Annotated in this window: 18 protein-coding genes; 7 read left to right on the top strand and 11 right to left on the bottom strand. The window is 73.5% G+C overall.

Annotated elements, in window-relative coordinates:
* The first annotated feature begins 318 nt into the window (after positions 1 to 318).
* A complete protein-coding gene (locus OG946_RS28520; protein ID WP_326798834.1) occupies positions 319 to 483 on the top strand; it encodes a hypothetical protein in 165 nt (54 codons plus the stop codon).
* A 91-nt stretch (positions 484 to 574) separates the two neighbouring features.
* Here OG946_RS28520 and OG946_RS28515 read toward each other — a convergent pair whose 3' ends face one another.
* The 7 genes from OG946_RS28515 to OG946_RS28485 form a co-directional block, all read right to left on the bottom strand.
* A complete protein-coding gene (locus OG946_RS28515; protein WP_326798833.1) occupies positions 575 to 2,290 on the bottom strand; it encodes a proline--tRNA ligase in 1,716 nt (571 codons plus the stop codon).
* An 81-nt stretch (positions 2,291 to 2,371) separates the two neighbouring features.
* Positions 2,372 to 2,905 carry a GNAT family N-acetyltransferase gene (locus tag OG946_RS28510; protein WP_326798832.1) on the bottom strand — a complete coding sequence of 178 codons (534 nt, stop codon included), beginning with the start codon at positions 2,903 to 2,905 and terminating at the stop codon, positions 2,372 to 2,374.
* 135 nt (positions 2,906 to 3,040) lie between these two features.
* Entirely contained in the window at positions 3,041 to 3,886 is an 846-nt protein-coding gene (locus tag OG946_RS28505) for a GNAT family N-acetyltransferase (protein WP_326798831.1), read from the bottom strand.
* 62 nt (positions 3,887 to 3,948) lie between these two features.
* Complete coding sequence (ispG, locus tag OG946_RS28500) at positions 3,949 to 5,103, bottom strand: flavodoxin-dependent (E)-4-hydroxy-3-methylbut-2-enyl-diphosphate synthase (RefSeq protein WP_101421164.1); 1,155 nt, start codon at positions 5,101 to 5,103, stop codon at positions 3,949 to 3,951.
* A 286-nt stretch (positions 5,104 to 5,389) separates the two neighbouring features.
* Complete coding sequence (locus OG946_RS28495) at positions 5,390 to 6,706, bottom strand: M50 family metallopeptidase (protein ID WP_326798830.1); 1,317 nt, start codon at positions 6,704 to 6,706, stop codon at positions 5,390 to 5,392.
* A 30-nt stretch (positions 6,707 to 6,736) separates the two neighbouring features.
* Positions 6,737 to 7,996, bottom strand: a complete 1,260-nt coding sequence (dxr, locus tag OG946_RS28490; RefSeq protein WP_326798829.1) for a 1-deoxy-D-xylulose-5-phosphate reductoisomerase — start codon at positions 7,994 to 7,996, stop codon at positions 6,737 to 6,739.
* Between the two features lie 17 nt (positions 7,997 to 8,013).
* On the bottom strand, positions 8,014 to 8,976 hold the full coding sequence (locus tag OG946_RS28485; RefSeq protein ID WP_326798828.1) for a sulfite exporter TauE/SafE family protein: 963 nt from the start codon (positions 8,974 to 8,976) through the stop codon (positions 8,014 to 8,016).
* Between the two features lie 146 nt (positions 8,977 to 9,122).
* On the opposite strand from OG946_RS28485, the gene OG946_RS28480 reads away from it, so the two are divergent.
* The gene (locus tag OG946_RS28480) at positions 9,123 to 9,914 is read left to right on the top strand and encodes an ArsR/SmtB family transcription factor (protein WP_326798827.1); all 792 of its coding nucleotides are present in this window, start codon (positions 9,123 to 9,125) and stop codon (positions 9,912 to 9,914) included.
* A gap of 48 nt (positions 9,915 to 9,962) precedes the next feature.
* Here OG946_RS28480 and OG946_RS28475 read toward each other — a convergent pair whose 3' ends face one another.
* A complete protein-coding gene (locus tag OG946_RS28475; protein WP_326798826.1) occupies positions 9,963 to 11,921 on the bottom strand; it encodes an acyl-CoA dehydrogenase family protein in 1,959 nt (652 codons plus the stop codon).
* Between the two features lie 478 nt (positions 11,922 to 12,399).
* Here OG946_RS28475 and OG946_RS28470 point away from each other — a divergent pair, with 478 nt between their 5' ends.
* Positions 12,400 to 13,848, top strand: a complete 1,449-nt coding sequence (locus tag OG946_RS28470; protein ID WP_326798825.1) for an aldehyde dehydrogenase family protein — start codon at positions 12,400 to 12,402, stop codon at positions 13,846 to 13,848.
* A 171-nt stretch (positions 13,849 to 14,019) separates the two neighbouring features.
* A complete protein-coding gene (locus tag OG946_RS28465) occupies positions 14,020 to 15,372 on the top strand; it encodes a phospholipase D-like domain-containing protein (RefSeq protein WP_326798824.1) in 1,353 nt (450 codons plus the stop codon).
* Positions 15,373 to 15,421: 49 nt separating this feature from the next.
* Here OG946_RS28465 and OG946_RS28460 read toward each other — a convergent pair whose 3' ends face one another.
* Positions 15,422 to 17,281, bottom strand: coding sequence for a helix-turn-helix domain-containing protein (locus OG946_RS28460; RefSeq protein WP_326798823.1), 1,860 nt, complete (start codon positions 17,279 to 17,281; stop codon positions 15,422 to 15,424).
* 254 nt (positions 17,282 to 17,535) lie between these two features.
* Positions 17,536 to 19,731 (bottom strand): hypothetical protein, encoded by a 2,196-nt coding sequence (locus OG946_RS28455; RefSeq protein WP_326798822.1) that lies wholly within the window; start codon positions 19,729 to 19,731, stop codon positions 17,536 to 17,538.
* A 294-nt stretch (positions 19,732 to 20,025) separates the two neighbouring features.
* Between OG946_RS28455 and sigJ the strand changes: the two genes are divergently transcribed.
* The 3 genes from sigJ (at position 20,026) to OG946_RS28440 (ending at position 23,467) form a co-directional block, all read left to right on the top strand.
* A complete protein-coding gene (gene sigJ, locus OG946_RS28450; protein WP_326798821.1) occupies positions 20,026 to 20,925 on the top strand; it encodes an RNA polymerase sigma factor SigJ in 900 nt (299 codons plus the stop codon).
* A gap of 272 nt (positions 20,926 to 21,197) precedes the next feature.
* Complete coding sequence (gabT, locus tag OG946_RS28445; protein ID WP_326798820.1) at positions 21,198 to 22,556, top strand: 4-aminobutyrate--2-oxoglutarate transaminase; 1,359 nt, start codon at positions 21,198 to 21,200, stop codon at positions 22,554 to 22,556.
* An 83-nt stretch (positions 22,557 to 22,639) separates the two neighbouring features.
* On the top strand, positions 22,640 to 23,467 hold the full coding sequence (locus tag OG946_RS28440; protein ID WP_326798819.1) for a phosphatase PAP2 family protein: 828 nt from the start codon (positions 22,640 to 22,642) through the stop codon (positions 23,465 to 23,467).
* On the opposite strand, the gene OG946_RS28435 is transcribed toward OG946_RS28440, so the two are convergent.
* A complete protein-coding gene (locus tag OG946_RS28435) occupies positions 23,421 to 23,948 on the bottom strand; it encodes a hypothetical protein (protein ID WP_326798818.1) in 528 nt (175 codons plus the stop codon). The genes OG946_RS28440 and OG946_RS28435 overlap by 47 nt on opposite strands.
* Positions 23,949 to 24,035 lie beyond the last annotated feature (87 nt).

The raw sequence follows: 24,035 nt of genomic DNA, 5'->3' as shown, positions 1-24,035 counted from the left end.
CCGTACACCGCGGGCTGGACCCGAAGGACGTGCTCGTCTCCCTCGACGACGCCGCGCTCGGCGCGGACCTCGACGTCCCGCGGCTGAAGAAGCGCGTGGCCGCCGCGGACCCCGACGAGTCGGTGCCGGTGGTGACGCTGCGGGACGAGGTCTACCGGCAGCACCGCGACCGGCTGCTGGCCGTTCCAGGGCTGCAGTTCGTCGACTCCCGGCAGCCCGTCGCGCACCTGGCCCGCTCCCTGGTCGGCGCCGTCGCGCCGGACTCCGGCAGGGGCGCCCCAGAGCCCTCCCCCACAGCGAGCCGGGCGCGCGTGGGAGGTGCCCCCACGCACCCACGCCTGGATGATCGGCTACCTGGAGGGCGCCGACCTCGCGTTCAGCGTCCTCGTCGAGGACGGCGGCTCCGGCGGCAAGGATGCGGGCCCGGTCGCCGCCGACTTCCTCCGCGCGGCCACGCCCGCACGGGACGACTCCGGCAGGTAACGCGCCGCCACCCGGCCCCCTACCACCCCGACGGCGGCGGCCACCGCCGCCCGTCGGCTCCGCCGGCTCTCCGCGGCCGGCACCGCGGCTCTCACCCCGCCGACGTCAGCCGCGCCAGCGCCTCGTCCACCGGCAGCTCCTCGCGCTCGCCGGTGCGGCGGTCCTTCAGCTCCACCACGCCGTCGCCCGCGCGCCGCCCGGCGACCAGGATCTGCGGCACCCCGATCAGCTCGGCGTCGGTGAACTTCACGCCGGGCGACACCGATGCCCGGTCGTCCACCAGCACCCGCACGCCCGCCGCGCCCAGCTTCTCCGCCAGCTCCAGCGCCAGCTCCGTCTGCTTGGCCTTGCCCGCCGCGACGATGTGCACGTCCGCCGGGGCCACCTCGCGCGGCCAGCACAGCCCCAGCTCGTCGTGCGTCTGCTCGGCGAGCGCGGCGACGGCCCGGGAGACCCCGATCCCGTACGAACCCATGGTCACCCGCACCGGCTTGCCGTTCTGCCCGAGGACGTCCAGCTCGAAGGCGTCGGCGTACTTGCGGCCGAGCTGGAAGATGTGGCCGATCTCGATGGCCCGGTCCAGCTCGATGCCCGCGCCGCAGCGCGGGCAGGGGTCGCCGGGCTCGACGACGACCACGTCGAGGTACTGGTCGACCTCGAAGTCGCGGCCGCACACCACGTTGCGCGCGTGCGAGTCGGGCTTGTTGGCGCCGGTCACCCACGAGGTGCCCGGGGCGACCCGGGGGTCGGCCAGGTAGCGGAACGCCTTGCCGGCCATGCCCTGCGGGCCGACGTACCCCCGGACCAGGTCGGGGCGGCCGGCGAAGTCCTCGGCGGTGACGACCTCGACCTCGGCCGGGGCCAGGTGCTCGGCGAGCTTGCCCAGGTCCACCTCGCGGTCGCCGGGCACGCCGACCGCGGTGATCTCGCCGTCGACCTTCACCAGCAGGTTCTTCAGCGTCGCGGACGCGGGGACGCCCAGGTGCGCCGCGAGGGTCTCGATCGTCGGGGTGTCCGGGGTGTCCAACTCCTCGACCGGCGGGTGCCCGTCGACCGGGGAGGGCGCCACCGTCGTCGTCAGCGCCTCGGTGTTCGCGGCGAAACCGCAGGAGGGGCACTGCACATAGGTGTCCTCGCCGGCGGCGGCGGGTGCCAGGAACTCCTCGCTGGCCGAGCCGCCCATGGCGCCGGAGACGGCGGAGACGATCCGGAAGTCGAAGCCGAGCCGCTCGAAGATCCGCTGGTATGCCTCGCGGTGCAGCCCGTAGGCGGCGGCCAGGCCCTCGTCGGAGGTGTCGAAGGAGTACGAGTCCTTCATGTGGAACTCGCGGCCGCGCAGCACGCCGGAGCGGGGCCGCGCCTCGTCCCGGTACTTGATCTGGATCTGGTAGAGGATCACGGGCATGTCCTTGTAGGACGAGCACTGATCCTTGACGACCTGGGCGAACAGCTCCTCGTGCGTGGGACCCAGCACGTAGTCGACGCCCTTGCGGTCCTTGAGGGAGAAGAGCAGGTCGCCGTACTCCTCGGCGCGGCCCGTCGTCTCATACAGCTCGCGGGGCAGCAGGGCCGGCAGCAGCACCTCCTGGCCGCCGATCGCGTCCATCTCCTCGCGGACGACCCGCGCCACGTTCTCCAGGACCCGCTTGCCGAGCGGCAGCCACGTCCACACCCCGGCGGACGAGCGGCGGACATAGCCCGCGCGGACGAGCAGCTTGTGGCTCGCGGTCTCGGCGTCGGCGGGGTCGTCGCGCAGCGTCTTGAGCATCATCCGGGACATGCGCTGAACGTGGCTGTGCTGGCTCATGCCCCGGACTCTAGCGCCGGACGCGGGCCCGCCGGTAATTCGTCCGCCGAACCTGTGGACAACTCGCCGGTTGTGGACGACTCAGCGCAGCAGCGGCAGCTCCGCGCCCATCACCACGTACGGGCTGGGGGCGCCGGGGAACACCACGCGGCGGGCGAGGTCGCGGTAGCCGAGCTGCCGGTACAGGTGGCGCGCGGGGCTCTCCACGTCGATCGCCGAGAGCAGGCTCCTGGGCTCCGCGGCGGAGTCGGTGATCCGCGTGATCAGCTCGCGGCCGATCCCCCGCTGCTGGAAGGCGGGGTGCACGTGGAGTTCGGTGATGACGAAGGCGTCGTCGAGCCAGCGGTCCTCGCCGGCGGCGCGCAGATAGGGCTGGACGACGGTGGACCACCAGTACACGCGGTTGTTCGGCATGCCGTAGACGAACCCGACGAGCCGCCCGGTGGCGGTGGTGGCGCCCAGCGCGCGGGCGCCCGTGTTGGTCAGGTGCCGCAGCACGACATGGCGGCGGACGGCGATCTCGTCGTCGGTGAGCCCGAAGGCGACGGCCTGTACGGCAAGCGCGTCGTCCACGCGGGCGGCGAGGTCGAGAGGGCCGACGACGACGTCATCCATGGCTGCGCACCCTACCCTGCGCCCCCGGCCCGCCGGCCCGACCCCCGTGACCACACCCCGCCGCGACGCCGGAACGCCGCGGAGACGACGCCCGTACGCGCCCCCCGCACCTCCGCGACGCCGCCGAGCCGGCTCTCAGAACAGCACGCTCATGAACGCCCCGACCTCGCGGAAGCCCACCCGGCGATACGCCGCGCGCGCCACCGTGTTGAAGTCGTTCACGTACAGGCTGACCACCGGGGCCACCTCGCGCAGCGCGTACCGCAGGACCGCCGCGAGGCCGATCTCCGACAGCCCGCGCCCGCGGTGCTCCGGCGCCACCCACACGCCCTGGATCTGGCACGCGTGCGCCGTCGCCGCGCCGATCTCCGCCTTGAAGACGACCTCGCCGTCCTCCACGCGCGCGAAGGACCGGCCGCCGCCCACCAGTTCCGCGACCCGCGCCTGGTACAGCAGCCCGCCGTCGCCCGCGAGCGGCGAGATGCCGACCTCCTCGGTGAACATGGCCACGCACGCCGGCATGATCAGGTCCATTTCGTCCTTGCGGATCCGGCGGACCAGCGGGTCCGGCTGGACCTCCGTGGGCATCGAGGTGGTGACCATCAGCGGCTGCCGCGCCCGCACCTCGCGCGCCGGCCCCCAGGCGGGCTCCAGCAGGGACCACAGCTCGGCGGTGGGCTCGGCGGGGCCGACGATCGACGAGCAGCGCCGCCCGGCGCGCCGGGCGCGCTCGGCGAAGCCGCGCACCGCCTCGGGGGTGGCGCAGACGGGCACGAGGTTGGCGCCGGCGTAGCAGAGGGATTCCAGCCGCCCGCCCGCGTACCAGCCCCACAGCTCACCGCCGAGCCGCCAGGGGTCGAGCCCCGCGACGGCGACGCGGGAGGCGACGAACGCGTTGGCGACCGGTTCGCGGTCGAGCACGGCGCGGGCGGCGTCGAGCTCCGCGGGCTCCAGCAGCCGGGTGGTGGTGGTCGTCAACACAGCGGCACTGTACCCGTGCGCGCGTCCGCCCGCTTCCTGCGGGTACGCGCCGTACCCGGCGGTCAGCCGACGGTGACCTCCGGCTCGCCGGCGGCGGCGCCGTCGGCCTCCATCCGGTCGGCGATCTTCATCGCCTCCTCGATCAGCGTCTCGACGATCTTCGACTCGGGGACGGTCTTGATGACCTCTCCCTTGACGAAGATCTGGCCCTTGCCGTTGCCGGAGGCGACGCCGAGGTCGGCCTCGCGGGCCTCGCCAGGGCCGTTGACGACGCAGCCCATGACGGCGACGCGCAACGGCACCTCCATGCCGTCCAGACCGGCGGTGACCTCGTCGGCGAGCTTGTAGACGTCGACCTGGGCGCGGCCGCAGGACGGGCAGGAGACGATCTCTAGCCGGCGCTCGCGCAGCCCGAGGGACTCCAGGATCTGGATGCCGACCTTGACCTCCTCCACCGGCGGGGCGGAGAGGGAGACGCGGATCGTGTCGCCGATGCCCTCGCCGAGGAGCGAACCGAAGGCGACGGCGGACTTGATGGTGCCCTGGAAGGCGGGCCCGGCCTCGGTGACGCCGAGGTGCAGCGGGTAGTCGCACTGGGCGGCGAGCTGCCGGTAGGCGTTGACCATGACGACCGGGTCGTTGTGCTTCACCGAGATCTTGATGTCCGTGAAGCCGTGCTCCTCGAAGAGCGAGCACTCCCACAGCGCGGACTCGACCAGCGCCTCCGGGGTGGCCTTGCCGTACTTCGCGAGCAGCCGCCGGTCGAGCGAGCCCGCGTTCACCCCGATACGGATGGGGGTGCCGGCGGCGGAGGCCGCCTGGGCGATCTGCTTGACCTGGTCGTCGAACTTCTTGATGTTGCCCGGGTTCACCCGGACCGCGGCGCAGCCGGCGTCGATCGCGGCGTAGACGTACTTCGGCTGGAAGTGGATGTCCGCGATGACGGGGATCTGGGACTTCCTGGCGATCACGGGCAGCGCGTCGGCGTCGTCCTGCGTGGGGCAGGCCACCCGGACGATCTGGCAGCCGGAGGCGGTCAGCTCGGCGATCTGCTGGAGGGTGGCGCCGATGTCGGAGGTGCGGGTGGTGGTCATCGACTGGACCGAGACCGGTGCCTCGCCGCCGACGGCGACGGACCCGACCTGCAGCGTACGACTCGCCCTGCGCTCGGCCATCTTCAGCGGAACGGACGGCATTCCCAGCGAAACGGCAGTCATCTGGCGGCAACCCCTGTTGTACGGATCATGGCCCCCGCCGGATGAGGGCCCGGCTACCGAGATTACGGCACCCGCGCGCCGGGCTGCGGCCGGTGCCGGGGTGGTCACCGGAAGTGTCGATAAACCGGCACCGTGCGTTTACCGCACGGTGCACCGGGGCCGCGACCTGGGCACACCGCGCGGACCGGCGCAGGCGCCGGCGGGTGGCGGACAGGCGGCGGCGGGTGGCGGACAGGCGGCGGGCGGGCGCGTACGGCGTGGTCCGCGCCCCGCTCCGCCGCCCGGGTCAGCCCGTGAGCTTCACCGGGTTCACCACGTCCGCGACCAGCACCAGCAGCGTGAAGCAGATGAACACCCCGGCGACCACGTACGCCACCGGCATCAGCTTGGCGACGTCGAAGGGGCCCGGGTCGGGTCGCCGGAAGACCCGCGCGAACGCGCGCCGCACCGACTCCCACAGCGCCCCCGCGATGTGCCCGCCGTCCAGCGGCAGCAGCGGCAGCATGTTGAACAGGAACAGCGACAGGTTGAAGCCGGCCACGAGCAGCAGCATCGACGCCACCCGCTGCTCCGGCGGGATGTCGAGGTTCAGCACCTCGCCGCCGACCCGGGCCGCGCCGACGACGCCGACCGGCGAGTCCTCCTTGCGCTCCTCGCCCTGGAAGGCCGCGTTCCACAGGTCGGGGACCTTCGACGGCAGCGCGATCAGCGCGTCGAAGCCGTTGACCACCATGTCGCCCATGCGGTCCACGGACTGGCCGAAGTCCTGCCTGACCACGCCGGTGGCGGGGGTGAAGCCGAGGAAGCCGGCCTTCACGTACTCGCCGTCGACGTAGCCGCCGTCGCCGTCGCTCTTGCTGACCGTGTTCTCGGTGAGCGTGGGGTGCAGGTCGACGCGCTTGCCGTCGCGCTCGACGGTGACGGTGGCCGGGCCGATGGTCTCGCGGATGCTGCTTTGCAGGGTCTCCCAGTCGTCGACCGGGCGGCCGTTGAACGCCACGATCTGGTCGCCGCGCTCCAGCCCCGCCTTCTTCGCGGGCGCGGCGGGGTCGGCATCGTTGCACTTGCGGTCCGGGTTCTCGGCGACCGACTCGGCCTTGATCACACAGTCGGAGACCGAGCCGACGGTCGTGGTCTGGGTGGCGATGCCGAACGTCATCATCACGCCGACGAAGACCACGACGGCCAGCACCAGGTTCATGAACGGCCCGGCGAACATCACGATGACCCGCTTCCACGGGGCCCGCGTGTAGAACAGCCGCTTCTCGTCGCCGGGCTCCAGCTCCTCGTACGCCGCCTGCCTGGCGTCCTCGATCATCCCGCGGAACGGCGAGGTGGAGCGCTGCTGCACCCGCCCGTCCTCGCCGGGCGGGAACATCCCGATCATGCGGATGTAGCCGCCGAGCGGGATCCACTTGATCCCGTACTCCGTCTCCCCCTTCTTCCGGGAGAACATCGTGGGGCCGAAGCCGACCATGTACTGCGGGACGCGGATGCCGAACATCTTGGCCGTGCTGAGGTGGCCGAACTCGTGCCAGGCGATGGAGACGAGGAGCCCGAAGGCGAAGACGACGATGCCGAGAATCGTCATGAGTGTCGTCATGGGCGCACCTTCGTCATCAGTTGTCGATCGTCACTTGTCGTGCTGGTCGGCAGGCAGCCCCGCCAGCTCCCTGGCCCGGGCGCGCGCCCAGGTCTCGGCTTCGAGGACGTCCGCGACCGTCAGCCGGGTTCCCGGATCGTCCGTGCCGTGTTCCGCGACGACCTGGCTGACCGTGTCCATGATGCCAAGGAACGGGAGCTTGCCGGTGAGGAAGCCGTCGACACACTCCTCGTTCGCCGCGTTGAAGACCGCCGGGGCGGTGCCGCCGAGGGCGCCGACGTGGCAGGCCAGCGGCACGGAAGGGAACGCCTTCTCGTCGAGCGGGAAGAACTCCCAGGTGCCGGCGGCCGACCAGTCGAAGGCGGGCGCGGCGTCCGGCACCCGGTCGGGCCAGCCCAGCGCCAGCGCGATCGGCATCCGCATGTCGGGCGGGCTGGCCTGGGCCAGGGTGGAGCCGTCGGTGAACTCGACCATGGAGTGCACGTAGGACTGCGGGTGGACGACGACCTCGATGCGGTCGAAGGGGACGTCGTAGAGCAGGTGCGCCTCGATGACCTCCAGGCCCTTGTTGACCAGGGTGGAGGAGTTGATGGTGACGACCGGGCCCATGTCCCAGGTGGGGTGGGCGAGGGCCTGCTCCGGGGTGACCTCCGTCAGCTCCTCGCGCGTCCGGCCGCGGAACGGGCCGCCGGAGGCGGTGACGAGCAGCTTGCGCACCTCGCCGCGGGTACCGCCGAGCAGGGCCTGGTAGAGGGCGGAGTGCTCGGAGTCCACGGGCACGATCTGGCCGTGCCGGGCCACGTCCTTGACCAGCGGACCGCCGACGATCAGGGACTCCTTGTTGGCGAGCGCCAGCATCCGTCCCGCCTTGAGGGCGGCGAGGGTGGGCGCGAGGCCGATGGAGCCGGTGATGCCGTTGAGCACGGTGTGGCACTCGTCGGCGGCGACCTCGGTGGCCGCGTCAGGACCTGCCAGCACCTCGGGCAGCGGCTCGCCGGACCCGTACCGCGCGGTCAGCGCCTCGCGCAGCTCGCCGGCCTTGTCGGCGCGGGCGACCGCGACGCGGCGTACGCGCAGCTTGTGCGCCTGCTCGGCCAGCAGCTCCACCCGGCCGCCCGCCGCGGACAGGGCGGTGACCCGGAACCGGTCGGGGTTGCGCAGCACGATGTCGATGGCCTGGGTGCCGATGGACCCGGTCGAGCCGAGGATGACGATCTCGCGGGGGCCGTCGTCGGCGGGCGCGGGACGCAGGTGCGGATCGGCGAGCGGAGCAGCAGAGGTCTCGGTCATCGCCCCATTGTGTCGGCTCACACTTGGCGCGGAGCAGATGCCCTCTCGATGCCGTCCGCTGTCGGCTCCCCCGTCGATTCGCCGTCCACCGCCGGGGCGCCGGCGGGGGCCGCCGCGGGCCGCGGGCGGCGGGGACGGCTGCTGATCACGGCGTACGCGGCGAGCACGGCGCAGGCCGGGACGATGACGGTCTCCGGCACGTGCACCAGGGACAGCCCGGTGGCGAGCAGGATGATCGCCAGCACCCAGCGCAGCACGGCGCCGGGGGCGCGGGTGGAGAGCACGGCGCCGACGAGCACGCCGGGGATGGCGCCGAGGAGCAGCACGGCCGCGAGCCCCAGGCTGGCGTCGCCGACGATGAAGTGGCCGGCCGCCGCGGCGGCGACGATCGGGATGGCCTGGACGAGGTCGGTGCCGACGAGGTGGTTGGCCTTGAGCCGGGGGTGCACGAGCATCAGCATCACGATGATCAGCGAGCCGGAGCCGACCGAGGTCATGCCGACGACGAGGCCGCCGACGAGCCCGATGACCAGCGTGGGCACGGGACGTACCGGCACATGCGCGTCCTCGGTCTCCTCGCCCTGCGCGGCGCGCCGCCGGTCCAGCCACATCCGGGCGAGCATGCCGGTGACGGCGAGCAGCAGCGCCGCGCCGATGACGATCTTCACCCGGCTCTGCAGGTCCTCGCCCTCGCCGAGGAACTGCAGCAGGAAGGCGCCGCAGAACGCGGCCGGCACCCCGGTGGGCAGCAGCCAGCGCACCACGTCCCACCGGACGGTGCCCGCCTTCTGGTGCACGGCGGCGCCGAAGGGCTTCATGAAGACCGAGGTCGCCAGGTCGCTGCCGATGGCCTGGGTGGGGTTGACACCGAAGACCGTCACCATGATGGGGGTCATGAGGGCGCCGCCGCCCATGCCCGTGAGGCCGACCATGCAGCCCACGAAGGCTCCGGCCACGACCATCGACCACGAAAAGTCCATAGACATCGATACTAGGGATTTCCTATCGGGATGCTAGGGATAGCCTTCTCCGATTTTCACCCCGGAACCGTGAGCTGCGCCACTCGGCAGCCCTGCCTTGACAGGCAACCATTTGGTTGCCAATCTGGGAAACCGAGGTGGTGACCATGGACGACGTCTTCCGGGCGCTCGCCGACGGCAGCCGCAGAGAGCTGCTCGACCGCCTCAACGAGCGGAACGGCCAGACCCTGCGGGAGTTGTGCACGGGGCTGGAGATGAGCAGGCAGGCGGTGAGCAAGCACCTGGCGGTGCTGGAGTCCGCCGGCCTGGTCACCGCCGTGCGGCACGGCAGGGAGAAGCTGCACTACCTCAACCCCGTGCCGATCCACGAGGTGGCCGACCGCTGGATCGGCCGGTACGAGCGCGGGCGCCTCACGGCCCTGTCCGCGCTCAAGCAAGCGTTGGAAGGAAATCCCTTGAAGAAGCCCGCGTTCGTCTACACGATCTACATCGAGACCACGGCCGAGAAGCTCTACGAGGCGCTGACGACGCCGGAGTTCCTCAAGCAGTACCACGGCGGCTGGGCGCCCCGCTCCGACTGGCAGGCGGGCTCGACCGTCTACTGGCCGCTGGAGGAGAACGGCGAGCCCCTGGACCTGGGCCAGCGCGTCCTGGTGGCCGAGCCGGGCAAGCGGCTGGTGTACACCTGGCACACACTGCAGCCGATGCACCAGGAGATGCTGGGCATGTCGGACGCGGAGTTCGCCGAGGCGAGCAAGGAGCGCTCGCAGGTCGCCTTCGACGTCGAGCCGGCCGAGATCCCGAAGCTGGGCGTGAAGCTGACCATCACCCACGACCACTTCGACAGCGCGGAGAGCAGGATGCTGGAGAGCGTCAGCGGCGGCTGGGTCATGCTCGCCTCGCAGCTCAAGTCGATCCTGGAGCGGCAGCCGGCCTGACCGCGGTGCGCGGACGGCGCGCACCGCCGTCCGCGCGACCGCCGTCCGCTAGCCGATCGGCCGGTGCAGGTTCGGCTTCTTCGCCGGACCCGGCTCGGCCTCGGCGATCCACGGGCCGTCGCCCGACGGGTCGACGATGCCCTCCTCCAGCCAGGTGTACGCGTCGTCCAGCACCTGCCTGACCACCCTGCGGTCCAGGTCGTCGGTGTTCGTCCACAGCCGGCCGAACAGCTCCTCGACCCGGATGCGGGCCTGCCGGCAGAAGGCGTCGGCCAGCTCGTACGCCTCCTTGCCGTGCCCGCCCCGGCCGGGAGCGGCGCGCAGCATCTCGGCCCGTACGCACGCGGCGCTCATCGCGAACAGCTCCGCGCCGATGTCCACCACCCGGCCGAGGAAGCCCTGCTTGGTCTCCATCCGCCCCTGCCAGCGGGACATCCCGTAGAACGTGGAGCGCGCCAGCCGGCGGGCGCCGCGCTCGACGAAGCGCAGGTGGGTGGAGAGGTCGCGGTGCCCGGGCGGGTGGAACTCGCCGTACGTCCGCGGCACCTGCCCCTTGCCCGCGACCAGCTTCGGCAGCCAGCGGGCGTAGAAGCCGCCGGCCCGCGCGCCCGCGCGCGCCTTCTCGGAGAGGTTCTTCTGCGGGTCGATGAGGTCGCCGGCGACCTTCAGGTGGGCGTCCACCGCCTCGCGGGCGATGAGCAGGTGCATGATCTCGGTCGAGCCCTCGAAGATCCGGTTGATCCGCAGGTCCCGGACGATCTGCTCGGCCGGGATCGCCTTCTCGCCGCGGGCGGCCAGCGACTCGGCGGTCTCGTAGCCGCGGCCGCCGCGGATCTGGATCAGCTCGTCGGCCATGAGGCTGGCCATCTCCGAGCCGTAGAGCTTGGCGAGGGCGGCCTCGATGCGGATGTCGTTGCGGTCCTCGTCGGCCATCTGGGACGACAGGTCGAGCACCGCCTCCAGCGCGAACGTCGTCGCCGCGATGAAGGAGACCTTCGCGCCGACGGCCTCGTGCTTGGCGACCGGCCGGCCCCACTGCTCACGGGCGCCGCTCCAGCCGCGGGCGATCTTCAGGCACCACTTGCCGGCGCCGACGCACAGGGCGGGCAGCGAGAGCCGACCGGTGTTGAGGGTGGTCAGCGCGATCTTCAGGCCCGCACCCTCGGGGCCGATGCGGTTGGCGGCGGGGACGCGCACCTGGTGGAAGCGGGTGACGCCGTTCTCGATGCCGCGCAGGCCCATGAACTGGTTGCGGTTCTCCACCGTGACGCCCTCGGACGCGGCCTCGACGACGAACGCCGTGATGCCGCCCCGGTGCCCCTCGGACTTCGGCACCCGCGCCATCACCACGAGGAGGTCGGCGACGACGCCGTTGGTGGTCCAGAGCTTGACCCCGTCCAGCAGGTAGTCGGCGTCGGGCCCGTCGCCGTCGGGGACGGCGGTGGTCGCCAGCCGGGCCGGGTCGGAGCCGACGTCGGGCTCGGTGAGCAGGAAGGCGGAGATGTCGGTACGGGCGCACCGGGGCAGGAACTCCTCCTTCTGCTCCTCGGTGCCGAAGATCTTCAGCGGCTGCGGCACGCCGATCGACTGGTGCGCCGAGAGCAGTGCCCCGACGGCGGGGCTCGCGGTGCCGACGAGGGCGAGGGACTTGTTGTAGTAGACCTGCGTGAGGCCGAGACCGCCGTACTTCCGGTCGATCTTCATGCCGAAGGCGCCGATCTCCTTCAGCCCGCGCACGGTCTCGTCGGGGATCTGCGCGTCGCGCTCGATCAGGGCCCCGTCGATGCTCGTCTCGCAGAAGTCGCGCAGCCGGGCGAGGAACTCCTCGCCGCGCGCCACGTCCTCGGCGGCGGGCTCCGGGTGGGGGTGGATGAGATCGAGGCGGAAACGGCCCAGGAACAGTTCCTTGGCGAAGCTGGGCTTGCGCCAGTCCTGCTCGCGTGCGGCCTCGGCGACCTCCCTGGCTTCCTTCTCGGAGACGGACGGCCGTGTGGATGGTGCGGTCATGAGGGGACTCACCTCGCCGCTGAGTAGGGGTTACCAGCCGGTGCTACTTGTGCGTATGTACCCGATTCGGCCGGGAGACACCACCCCGCGCGCGCCAATCGGGTGCCCCGCACCCCGCCGCACGCCCCCACGCCCCCGCCCCGGGACCTCTCTCCGGCCTTCTACCGGACCCCATCACGCCCTCTCCCCGCACGCCCGCCCAAGGGTAGGCTGCCCCACCGACAAGATCACCCGGGCGGCGGCCGGGCCCGGCCGCCGCCCCCGCGTCCCGCGCCGCGGCGGCCCCCGACCCCGTACCCTCGGCCCCCGCGACCCGTGCGCGCACCGGCGGCCCGCGAAACCGCACCCCGCGCCGCCTCACCCTTCCGTCGCGTAGCGCCGCACCCGCGGAGTGCTACGCGCCGGACAACGCACCCTGCCCCGCCGACCGCCTACGGTGGGCAGCAGAGGTACTTACACTCTCCGGAGGGACTCTGCCGTGACTTCCACACAAGCGTTCTGGCTCGCCGGCCGGCAGGCGACCGGCGAGGACACCCTAGACGTCACTTCGCCCTGGGACGGCCGCACGGTCGGCACGGTGAGCATTCCCACCGACGCCCAGATCGAGGAGGCCGTCGCCGCCGCGCACGCGGTGAAGGACGAGCTGGCCGCCACCCCCGCGCACGTGCGGGCCGCGGCGCTCGACCATGTGACCAAGCAGATCTCCGCGCGCGCCGAGGAGATCGCGCGGCTGATCTCCGCCGAGAACGGCAAGCCGCTGAAGTGGGCCCGCGGCGAGGTCGGCCGCGCCGTGTCCACGTTCCGCTTCGCCACCGAGGAAGCCCGCAGGTGGGGCAGCGGCGACGGCCAGCGGCTCGACACCGACCCGGGCGGGGCCGGCCGGCTGGCCTTCACCCGGCGCTTCCCGTACGGCCCGGTCCTCGGCATCGCGCCGTTCAACTTCCCGCTGAACCTGTGCGCCCACAAGGTCGCCCCGGCCCTGGCCGTCGGCGCCCCGATCATCCTCAAGCCCGCCCCCGCCACCCCGCTGTCCGGTCTGCTCCTCGGCGAGCTGCTGGCGGAGACCGACCTGCCGGCCGGTAGCTGGAGCGTGCTGCCGGTGCCGAACGACCGGATGCCCGCCCTCACCCAGGACGAGCGGCTGCCGATCATCTCCTTCACCGGCTCGGACAAGGTCGGCTACGACATCCTCAACTCCGTTCCCGGCAAGCGCGTCACCCTGGAGCTGGGCGGCAACGGCGCCGCCGTCGTCCTGGGCGACTACTCCTCGGATGCCGACCTCGACCACGCCGCGCAGCGGATCGGCACGTTCGCCAACTACCAGGCGGGCCAGTCGTGCATCTCCGTCCAGCGCGTGATCGCCGACGCCTCGGTCTTCGACCGCCTGGTGCCCAAGGTCGTCGCGGCCGTCGAGGCGCAGGTGACCGGCGACCCGGCGGACGAGGCCACCGACGTCGGCCCGATGGTCAGCGAGGCCGCGGCCCAGCGGCTGGAGTCGTGGATCGACGAGGCCGTCGGCGCCGGTGCCCGGCTGCTGACGGGCGGCAAGCGGGACGGTGCGTCGTACGCGCCCACGGTGCTGACGGACGTGCCGGGCGGCGTGCGGATCTCCCACGAGGAGGCGTTCGGGCCGGTCGTGACGGTGCAGCGGGCGGACGACGAGGACGCCGCGTTCGCGGCGGTCAACGACTCGAAGTACGGCCTCCAGGCGGGCGTGTTCACGCACGACGTGCAGAGCGCCTTCAGGGCGCAGCGGAAGCTGGAGGTCGGCGGCGTGATCGTCGGCGACGTCCCGTCGTACCGCGCGGACCAGATGCCGTACGGGGGCGTGAAGCGCTCCGGCGTGGGGCGCGAGGGCGTGCGGTACGCGATGGAGGACTACACGTACGAGAAGGTCATGGTCTTCACGGGGCTCGACGCGCTCTGACGACGGCCGGCCGGCGCCGGGACCCCCGGGATCATCCCGGGGGTCCTCGCATGTCCGGCCGCCCCGGAACGGCCGTGAATCGTCCATGGCAGGCTCCTGACAACCCAGCCCATGCCCTCTAGGGTGCTCGGCGACCCGCCGATTCCCAGGCACCCAGGGGGGATTCACCACATGAGACGCATACGCGCCTGGCGGCCCGCGGGCGTGGCCGCCGTCCTGCTCTCGCTCACCGCGACGCTCGTCTCCGGCGCCACCGCCGCCGAGCCGCAGGCGCGGGAACCCGCGGCCGCACCCGCGTCACCGGCCGCAGCGCCGCCGGCCGCCGCACGGCCCGCCGCCGCGGCACCGGGCGCCGCCGTCGCCAAGCCCGTCATCAACGGCCCTGTCTTCAACGACCCGCTCGGCTCCACCGCCCAGCGCGGCGCCGTCTTCACCCAGCTCATCGCGCTCATCGACGCCACCCCCGCCGGCCAGACCATCCGCGGCTCGGTGTTCGAGCTGGAGGACACGGCCGTCGCCGACGCCCTCATAGCGGCCCAGCGCCGCGGGGTCGCGGTCAAGCTGATCGTCGACGACAACACCCGCGACAAGGGCAGCGCCGCCTGGACCTCGCTGCGCGGCGCACTGGGCACGGACGACACGAAGACGTCCTGGATCGTCGTCTGCGACGACCGGTTCGAGGACCCCGGCATGGACAACGTGCAGCGCGGCTGCCTCCCGGTCCCGCCGCCGGGGCCCGCGTACAACCACAACAAGTTCTTCGTCTTCACCAGGGTCGGCCCCTTCGACGACGGGACCAGCTACGACAAGGTCGTCTTCCAGTCATCCTCCAATCTCAACGACTGGTACAAGAACGAGTCGTACAACGACGCCGTGACCTTCGCCGACGCCACCGTCCACGACGGCTACGCGAAGTTCCACGAGGACCAGCGCCGCCTGCGCCACTCGGCGGCCGGCGACAACACCTACTACTGGTCCACGCCCACCGGCTCCCCCTACCGCGCGTTCTTCTTCCCGCGCGGCGACGCGAACTACGGCAATCCGGCCACCGACACCATCGTCAACGCCCTCGACGAGGTGGCGTGCGCGTACACCGGCACGGACGGCAAGCGGCACCAGACCGACATCCGCGTCGCCATGTTCCAGTTCCTCGGCTCCCGCAAGCAGGTGGCCCAGAAGCTGGCGCAGAAGCGCGCGCAGGGCTGCTGGGTCGACGTCGTCTACAGCGAGGGCGACGCGACGGTCGAGGGCATCCTCGACGCCGCGGGCATCCAGCGCCAGTTCTGCAACTTCCCCAACGGCCCGGGCATCGACGTGCGGACGCACACGAAGTTCTGGCTGCTGGACGGCGACTACAACGGCAGCATCACGCCGCGCGTCTACACGGGCAGCCACAACTGGACCGGATCCGGGCTCCGTTCCGCGGACGAGGCGATGGTACGGATCACGAGCGCGGACTACCACGCGAAGTACCTGTCGTACTTCTACAAGATCCGCGACACCTGCAAGGCCCGTACGCCGTGACTCCCCCGCCGCTCCGCCGGCCGGCAGCCGGCGGGGCGGCGGAACCCGGCTACGCCTTGAGGGCCAGCCACAGCTCCATCCGCGTGTCCGGGTCGTCCAGCGAGCGCCCGAGGATCTCCTCGACCCGCCGCATCCGGTAGCGCAGCGTGTGCCGGTGCACCCCGAGGTCGGCCGCCGCCGCGTCCCACTGCCCGTGCCGCGACAGCCACGCCCGCAACGAGGCGACGAGGTCGCCGCGGCCCCGCTCGTCGTGCTCCCGCAGCGCCCGCAGCGTGCCGTCCGCGAACGCCTGCACCGCGTCGTCCGCCAGCAGGTCCACCACCGAGCCCGCCGTCACGTCCTCGTGCTCCACCAGCACCCGCCCGCGCCGCCGCGCCACCGACAGCGCCTGCTCGGCCTGCTTGTACGCCACCGTCACCACCGCGGGACCCGCCGGCGCCGACACCCCGGCGACCAGCGGCAGCGTCCCCTGCCCGGCGCCGGACCCGCGGGCCTGCCCCACCGCGCCCGGGTGCGCGGCCTCGACCCGCCCGGCGTGCTGCGCCGCCGCCTCCGCGACCGCGCCGCCGTCCCTGGCCAGGACCACCAGCCGGCCGGCGTCCGGCACCGCGAGGAACGCCTCGCCCGACGCGGCCGCCGCGGCGTCCAGCGCGTCGGCCAGCTCCCCCAGCGCCTCCGGCAGCGGCTCCGGCTCGCCCTCCCCCACCGGCGCCACCGGCATGGCGGCCTCGGCGACGAGGAGGCGGACGGGCGCGTCCAGCAGCCCCCCGTACAGCGGCCCGGCGACGGCCCGCGCGTGGTCGGGCTGGCCGGCGAGCAGCAGCCGCAGCACGGCGGTGCCGAGGCGCTGCTCGGCGGCGGAGAAGGCGCTGGAGCGCTCGGTGACCAGGGTGAGGAGGGAGACGGCGGCGTGCACGGCGTAGCGCTCGGCGGGGGCCAGCTTGCCGTCGGTCCCGACGGCGAGGACGCCGCAGCAGCGGCGGCCGGAGCCGAGGGACTGCAGCTCGACGCGGTCCTCGGCGGGTCCGCCGGCGTCCCGCTCCGGGCGGTCGGGAGCATGGTCGGCCCGACGGGCAGCATCGTCGGCTCGGCCGGGAGCACCGTCGGCCGCAGCCTCCGGCGCCGCGCCTGCGGCCCCGTCCGATGCGGCCCCGTCAGATTCAGCCCCGTCAGCCGACGTCCTTTCCGCCGGCGCCCCGTCCGCTACGGCCCCTCCGTCACCCGTGTCCGCCGGCCCGGCCGGCTCCGCGTCTTCCGGCTCCTCGGCCCGTACGCCCGCCACCACCGCGCTCGCCGGCGCTGGCCGCCGGCGCAGCCGCGCCACGTCGCCCTTCAGCGCCTCCGCCCGCGCCACCGCCCCGGCCGGGGAGACCGCGAGCACCTCCCCCGCCGTGTCGTACAGCGCCGCCCAGCCGTGGACGTGCGCCGCGAGCCGGCTGACGACCGTCGCGGGCCCCTCCGCGCCCAGCGCCGCCCGGGTCAGGTCGCGCTGCGCCTCGAAGCCGCGGGTCAGCGACCGGTACTGGTCGGCGGCGATGGCCGCGGAGACCACCTTGGAGATGGCGATGAACGGCGTCTTGCGCGGCACCTCCAGCAGCGGCACCCGCGCCTCCCGGGCCGCCGCGAGCAGCGCCTCCGGCACCGTCTCGACATTCACGCCGACGCCGAAGCCCACCCCGACCACGCCGGCGTCCGCGAGCCGCCGCATGTAGCGGCGCATGGCCTCGGCGTCCTCGACGTCGAGCTTGAGCGCGGTGGTCAGGATCAGCTCGCCGCCTTCGAGATACGGCACGGGGTCTATCAACTCGCTGGTCTGCGCCCAGCGCACGGCCACGTCCAGTTCGTCCGCGCCGGTGAGGACGGAGAGCTTGAGGGTGGGATGACGGACGAGCGAGGCGAGCGTGGGCATGGCACCTTCTGGCTGCTGCGGCGGCCGGGGCCGCCGTGCTGTTCGTGACTGTCTGCGCGACCGCCCCGGCCGGACCGGGCCGCTACGTACGCGACCGGCCCTGACCGCCCCCGTCCGGCCCCGGCGGGCCGGCAGGCCCTCCGGAGTCCGGCGATCCGCACCGTCCTCCGACCGTCGCGGAGGTCTCCGACCGCTTTCAGACTGTCGCTGTGGGTCTTACGCCGCTCCGTATGAACGGCTGTTGCCATTGTGCCTCAGTGGTGCAAGTCGACCAGCACCGGAGGCGTCCGCTCGCCGTCCACTGTCGTCACGGAGAGCACCGCGTGCCCGGGCGGCAGCGTGTTCGCCAGCTCCGAGGCCGACCAGCGCTCCCGCTCCACGGTGCGCACCGTCACCGAGCGGCTCATGGCTTTCGTACCCGTGAAGACCTGCCGTACCCACCTCAGCAGCTTCCGGATGAGCCCGCCGGAGACATCCGGCACATGGGTGACGTCCTCCGCCTCGACCCACTCCGCGCCCCACGCCTCCGCGAAGTGCCGGCCGTCCCAGGTGCTGACGCCGGTCAGCGCCATCCGGCAGCCGACCGCGGCCAGCAGCGGCCCGCGCACCGGCTCCGCGACGTCGTCGAGCCCGCGCAGCCCCAGCACCACGCCGGCGTGCGCGGCGCGCAGCCTCCCGATGGCCCGTACGGACTCGGGGCTGGCGGTGCGGGCTGCGTCGTCGAGGACGAGGGCGGCGAAGAGGGAGCGGTCGGAGCGGGCCGGGGCGGCGGCGGTGAACTGGGCGAGGAGCAGCCGGGCCAGCACCCGGGACGCCTCGGCGTGCGTACGCTCCGGCAGCACGATCCGTACCCGCATCGGGTGCTCCAGCGCCCGCATGGAGAACTGGCGGCCGCGGCCGCGGGTGTCGAAGAACCGGGCGAAGACGGGGCGGTCGAGCACGGCGAGCCGGCCGGCGAGGCGGGCGCCGACGTCGCCGGGGCGGGAGAGCTGGCGCTCGCGGGCGTCGAGCTCGCGGAGGGCGGCGACGGCGCGGTCGGCGGCGAAGGGGTCGGCACCGTCCTCGGGGGCGCCCTCGGCGACGGCGGCGCAGTCGCGCCGCAGGGCGGCGAGGGCGGCGCGGTCGCCGTCGAGGAGGCCGCGCAGCTCGGCGACGCCGGGGAAGGTGCCGTGCGCCGACTGGTAGGCGCCGATGAGCTGGCCGAGGACGGTGACGGCGGGCCGCGCGTGCGCCCAGTCGGCCTCGTCGCCGCCGAGCAGGGCCTCGGCGAGCAGGGCGGCGGCCTCGTCGGGGTCGGCGGTGCCGCCGTAGAGGTCGAGGTCGTGGGGGGAGGAGGGATCGGCGATGCGGATGACGACGTCGTACGCGTCGTCGTCGCCGAGCGGGGCGCCGGCCGCCCCGACGACGACGACGGCGGCCTGCCCGGCGAGCGCCTGGAGGCAGAGCAGCTCGGCGACGGGTCCGGTGAGGCGGTCGCTGACCACGTTGCCCGCGGGGCCGACGGCGAGTAATCCGGTGCCGAGGAGGGCGGGTTCGAGGGCGATGCCGCCGCCGCGGTAGGCGTAGGGATTGCGCTTGTCGTCGGGGGCGGCGCCGATGCGGACCTGGCCGGTGACGAGGTCGTGCCGGTAGGCGCGGCGGCCGATGTCGCGGAGCCCGGAGGGGTGCGGGCAGGCGGCGGGGCCGTCGCGCCGTACGGAGTCGGCGAAGGCCCGCAGCCGGTCGGGCCGGGCCCGTACGGACTCCCAGGCCCGCGCTATCCGCGCCAGGTCGACGTCGTTCATCCCCCCACCCCGAGCGGCCCCCCCGAGCACCTCGGCCTCCCCCACCAACCCGGCAGCCCGCAACTCGGGCCACGCCACGGGATCCTCGGCCTCGGTGTCCTCCTGGGTCCCGTCGGGCTGCTGGGCGCTGAGGACGGGCTCCAGGAAGCGGGTCCACACCTCGCGCCACCGCCCGATGCGGCCGAAGACGTACACGAGCAACAGGATGAACAGGCCGTAGTAGAGGTAGCCGGCGGCGACCATGGCGCCGGTGTCCCGCCAGGCGTCCAGGGTGATCCAGTCGAGCGGCCACAGCCAGATGGTGATGACGCCGTTCCAGCAGAGCGACCACACGAGCAGCCCGCTGATCAGCGCGAGCGCGGCGCCGCCGAGCAGTTGCCGGTCGGACATCCGGTCCGCCTGGTCAGGCGGCCTGGGCACGTGCCCGAACCGCCAGATCCCCGGCCCGGCCTCCGGCCGCGGGGTGCGCATCCAGCGGACGAACGGGTTCTCCCACTCCTCGACCCCGCCCTGCCCGGCTCCGGCCGCCGCACCCGGCGCCGCTCCCCGGGACTGCGGCGGCACCGCGGGGCCGATGGGCGGCTGCGTGGGCCGCACGGGACGCCAGGGCCGATCCCCGTGCTCCGGTCCCGACTTCTGCGGCCCGCGTCGGCCGTCCTCGCCCATGTTCTGCTCTTCCTTCCGCTGGTCCGGCCCCCGTTACGGGTCCGGCCCCGACCTTGCGTTCCTGCGCCCAGTCCGTCGCCGCCGGCAACTCGGCGCCGTTCCGCCCAACTTAGCGCGTGCCGCCCACCGACCCGGTGCCCGTCCGGGGCACGCGCCAACCGCCGCCGTACGCTCACCGGCACCCCCGGAGTCACATATCCGTGCCCCGCATCGTCCTGAGGGCATGAGAAACACCACCTCCGGGGCACCACGCCCGTCGACCGCCCAGGCCAGCTCGCAAGGGAGGCGGTGAGCGTGCCGCACGACGACGATCTCGCCCGGGCCTTCGAGCACGAGCGGCCCCGGTTGCTGCGGGTCGCGTACTCCACCACCGGCTCCCTCGCCGAGGCCGAGGACTGCGTGCAGGAGTCCTGGCTGCGGCTGCGCCGCGTGCCGGAGCCCGGGGCGATACGCGACCTGCGCGGCTGGCTCACCACCGTCGTCGGCCGGCTCGCGCTCGACGCGCTCGGCAGCGCCCGCTCCCGGCGCGAGCGGTACGTGGGCACCTGGCTGCCCGAGCCGCTCGTGGAGCCGGCCGGGGCGGTACCCGCGGCCGACCCGGCGGAGCAGGTGACGCTCGACGAGTCGGTGAGCATGGCCCTGCTCGTCGTGCTCGACGAGCTGTCGCCCGCGCAGCGCACCGCCTTCCTCCTCCATGACGTCTTCGGCCTGCCCTTCACCCAGGTCGCCGAGGTCGTCGGCCGCACCCCTGCCGCCGTGCGCCAACTCGCCTCCCGCGCCCGGCGGCACGTCGAGCGGAGCCGCCCGCACGAGCCCGCGCCGCGCGCGGAGCAGTGGCGGCTGGTGCGCGCGTTCGCCGCCGCCTGCCAGGAGGGCGATCTGGAGGGGCTGGTGCGGCTGCTCGATCCGGAGGTGGCGTGGCGCGGGGACGGCGGCGGGCTGGTCTCGTCGCTGCCGGGGGTGGTGCGGGGCGCGGAGCAGGTGGCGCGCGGGCTGGTCGCGTTCGGCCGCGGGCCGCTGCCGCCCGGCACGATGCGCGTGGTCACCGTCAACGGGGCCGCGGGGCTGGTGCTGTACGGGTCGGAGGGGGAGGTGTCGGTGGCGGCGTTCACGGTGGACGGGGGGCGGATCACGGCGATCGATGTGCAGCGCAATCCGGAGAAGCTGACGTCGGTCCGCTTCCCGGAGGTCTAGGGCGGACCCTTTACAGAGGCTGTGGCACAGGGCGTGGGTCCCTACGCCGTGCGCCGGCGCCCCGCCCGTACGCCGTACGCCCGCCCCACTCCGCCGTACGCCCTCGTCGGCCCCATCTCCGCACCCCCGCGTTTCCGCAGCTCACCCGCCCCCTGTCCACCGTGGACAAAGCGACACGGCAGACCGCTCCCCCGCGTAGCATGCCCCCACCCGGCGCCCGGCCCTAGCCTGCGAGGGAGAGCATCGTCGTCCGGACCCGGAGGAGATCCCCCATGACCAGCGCTTCCGCCACCGCAGGCGCCGCGCTCCCCCAGGAGCGGCGGCTTGTCACCCCGATCCCGGGGCCGAAGTCCCAGGAGCTGATGGCGCGCAAGAACGGCGCCGTGGCGCAGGGCGTGGGCACGGTGATGCCCGTCTTCGCCGCCCGCGCCTCCGGCGGCGTCGTCGAGGACGTCGACGGCAACCGGCTCATCGACTTCGGCGCCGGCATCGCCGTCACCTCCGTCGGCAACAGCGCCGAGGCCGTCGTCCGCCGCGCGTCCGCGCAGTTGGCCGACTTCACGCACACCTGCATGATGGTCACGCCGTACGAGGGCTACGTGGAGGTCTGCGAGCAGCTCGCCGAGCTGACCCCCGGGGACCACGCCAAGAAGTCGGCGCTCTTCAACTCCGGCGCCGAGGCCGTGGAGAACGCCGTCAAGATCGCCCGTTCGTACACCGGCCGCCAGGCCGTCGTCGTCTTCGACCACGGCTACCACGGGCGGACGAACCTCACCATGGCGCTGACCGCCAAGGACATGCCGTACAAGCACGGCTTCGGCCCCTTCGCGCCGGAGATCTACCGCGTGCCCGTCGCCTACCCCTACCGCTGGCTGACCGGCCCCGAGAACTGCGCCGAGGAAGCCGCGGCCCAGGCCATGGACCTGATCAGCAAGCAGGTCGGCGCTTCGAACGTGGCGGCCATCGTCATCGAGCCGATCCTCGGCGAGGGCGGCTTCATCGTGCCGGCGCCCGGCTTCCTGCCGCGCATCGCGCAGTTCGCGAAGGACAACGGCATCGTCTTCGTCGCCGACGAGATCCAGTCCGGCTTCTGCCGTACGGGCCAGTGGTTCGCCTCCGAGGCGGAGGGCGTCGTCCCCGACCTCATCACCACCGCCAAGGGCATCGCCGGCGGGCTGCCGCTGGCCGCGGTCACCGGCCGCGCGGAGATCATGGACGCCCCGCACGTCGGCGGCCTCGGCGGCACGTACGGCGGCAACCCGGTGGCGTGCGCCGCCGCGCTCGGCGCCATCGAGACGATGCGCGAGCTGGACCTGAACGCGAAGGCCCGGCGCATCGAGGAGATCATGAAGACCCGGCTGATCGAGCTGCAGGGCAAGTACGACGCGATCGGCGAGGTGCGCGGGCGGGGTGCGATGCTGGCCATCGAGCTGGTCAAGCCGGGGACGAAGGACCCCGACCCGCAGCTCACGGCGGCGCTGGCCAAGACGTGCCACACGGAGGGGCTGCTGGTGCTGACCACCGGGACGTACGGGAACGTGATGCGCTTCCTGCCGCCGCTGGTGATCGGCGAGGACCTGCTGGCCGAGGGGCTGGACATTCTGGAAGGGGCGCTCTCGCGGAACGCGTGAGGCAGGCGGTACGGGCACGGCGCACCCCGCGCCGGTCGGCGGCGCGGGGTGCGGAACGGTCACAGGAGCCGGCGCAGGGCCGGGTGTCGGCGCCGCCGCTACGGCGGTGGGCGGTCGCGGCGTGGGCCGTCCTCGGCTGCGCCGTGCTCTACGGGCTGCTGGCCTGGCAGGTCGCGGTGGACGGGCCGGTGCGCGAGCTGGACGAGCGCACCGGCCCCGCGCTGTCGCGGCACGCCCCGCCGGGCGCGGAGCTGCTGGCCGACCTGGGCGGGGTCTGGGTGGCGCTGCCGGTGCTGGCGGCGGCGATGCTGTACGCGGTGTGGCGCACGCCGGTACGCGCCGGGGCGGCGACCGGCGGCGCGGAACGTACCGCGACCGCCTCCGCGCGCCACGGACCCCTTCGTCGTCTTCGCCCCCTTCACCGCCTGCACCCCCTTCGTCTCCTGCACCCCCTTCACCACCGCGTCCCGGCCGCCGTACGGGTCCCGCTGCTCGCCGGGGCCGCCGCCGTCGCCGTGCTGCCCGCCGTCGTCCTGCCGCTGAAGTCCGCGCAGGCCAGGCCCGGCCCCAAGGGCCCGCTCGCCGACGACTACGCCGGCTTCTTCCCCTCCGGCCACTCCACCACCGCCGCCGTCGCCTACGGCGCCGTCGTGCTGCTCCTGCTGCCGCTGCTCCGCTCCCGCACCGCCCGGCGGCTGCTGGTGGCCGCGGCGGGGGCGGTGGTAGCGGGAGCGGGGGCGGGGCTGGTGTGGCGGGAGTACCACTGGCCGCTGGACGTGCTGGCGGGGTGGTGTGTGGCGGGGGTGCTGCTCGCCGGATGCTGGTACGGAGCCACCCGGCTCACGGCGTACGCCGCGGCGCGCGTCATTCCCCACCAGCCGGACCACCCCCGCCGCCCTCAGCACCGGTAGGACCCGTAGGACCTGTAGGCCCCGTCCCGCCCGGACCGTCCGCGAGGTGCGCCGCCGCCTCGTGCATCGCCAGCTCCAGCACCACCGGATCCGTCAGCAGCCCGCTGCCGTCCGGCGGCACCAGCCACCGCAGCGCGCCGGTCGACCGCCCCGGGTAGGGCACCAAGATCCACGTCCCGCGCCCCGCGCTTCGTACGCCCGTACCGACCCACCGCGCCGCCGTCCCCGGCGGCACGAAGAACCCGAGCCGCGCGTCCGTCATGTCCGCCAGCACCGGGCCCGGCCGACCGGTGATCCGGGCGACCACGTCGAGCGCCGGCCGCCCCAGCTCCCCCGGCAGGATCAGCACGTCCCACAGCCGCCCGGCGGGCAGCAGCGACACCCCCAGCGGGTTGCGCTCCCACTCCCACCGGCAGGTCTCGGGTTCGGGTGCCGCCGAGACCAGCCACTCCACCGCGGAATTCGCCCCCGCATCAGTCATCACGCTCATCCCTCGTCGCCCCTCGCACCGGTCTCTGCTAGACCGGCTGTCAGTTGGGGAGAGGGGGCAGGGCCGCAGCTCTTATGC

It is taken from the genome of Streptomyces sp. NBC_01808, from assembly GCF_035917395.1.
Taxonomy (GTDB): Bacteria; Actinomycetota; Actinomycetes; order Streptomycetales; family Streptomycetaceae; genus Streptomyces.
Note: the sequence above shows the minus strand (reverse complement) of the source record. Positions and strands in the feature narration are given on the sequence as shown.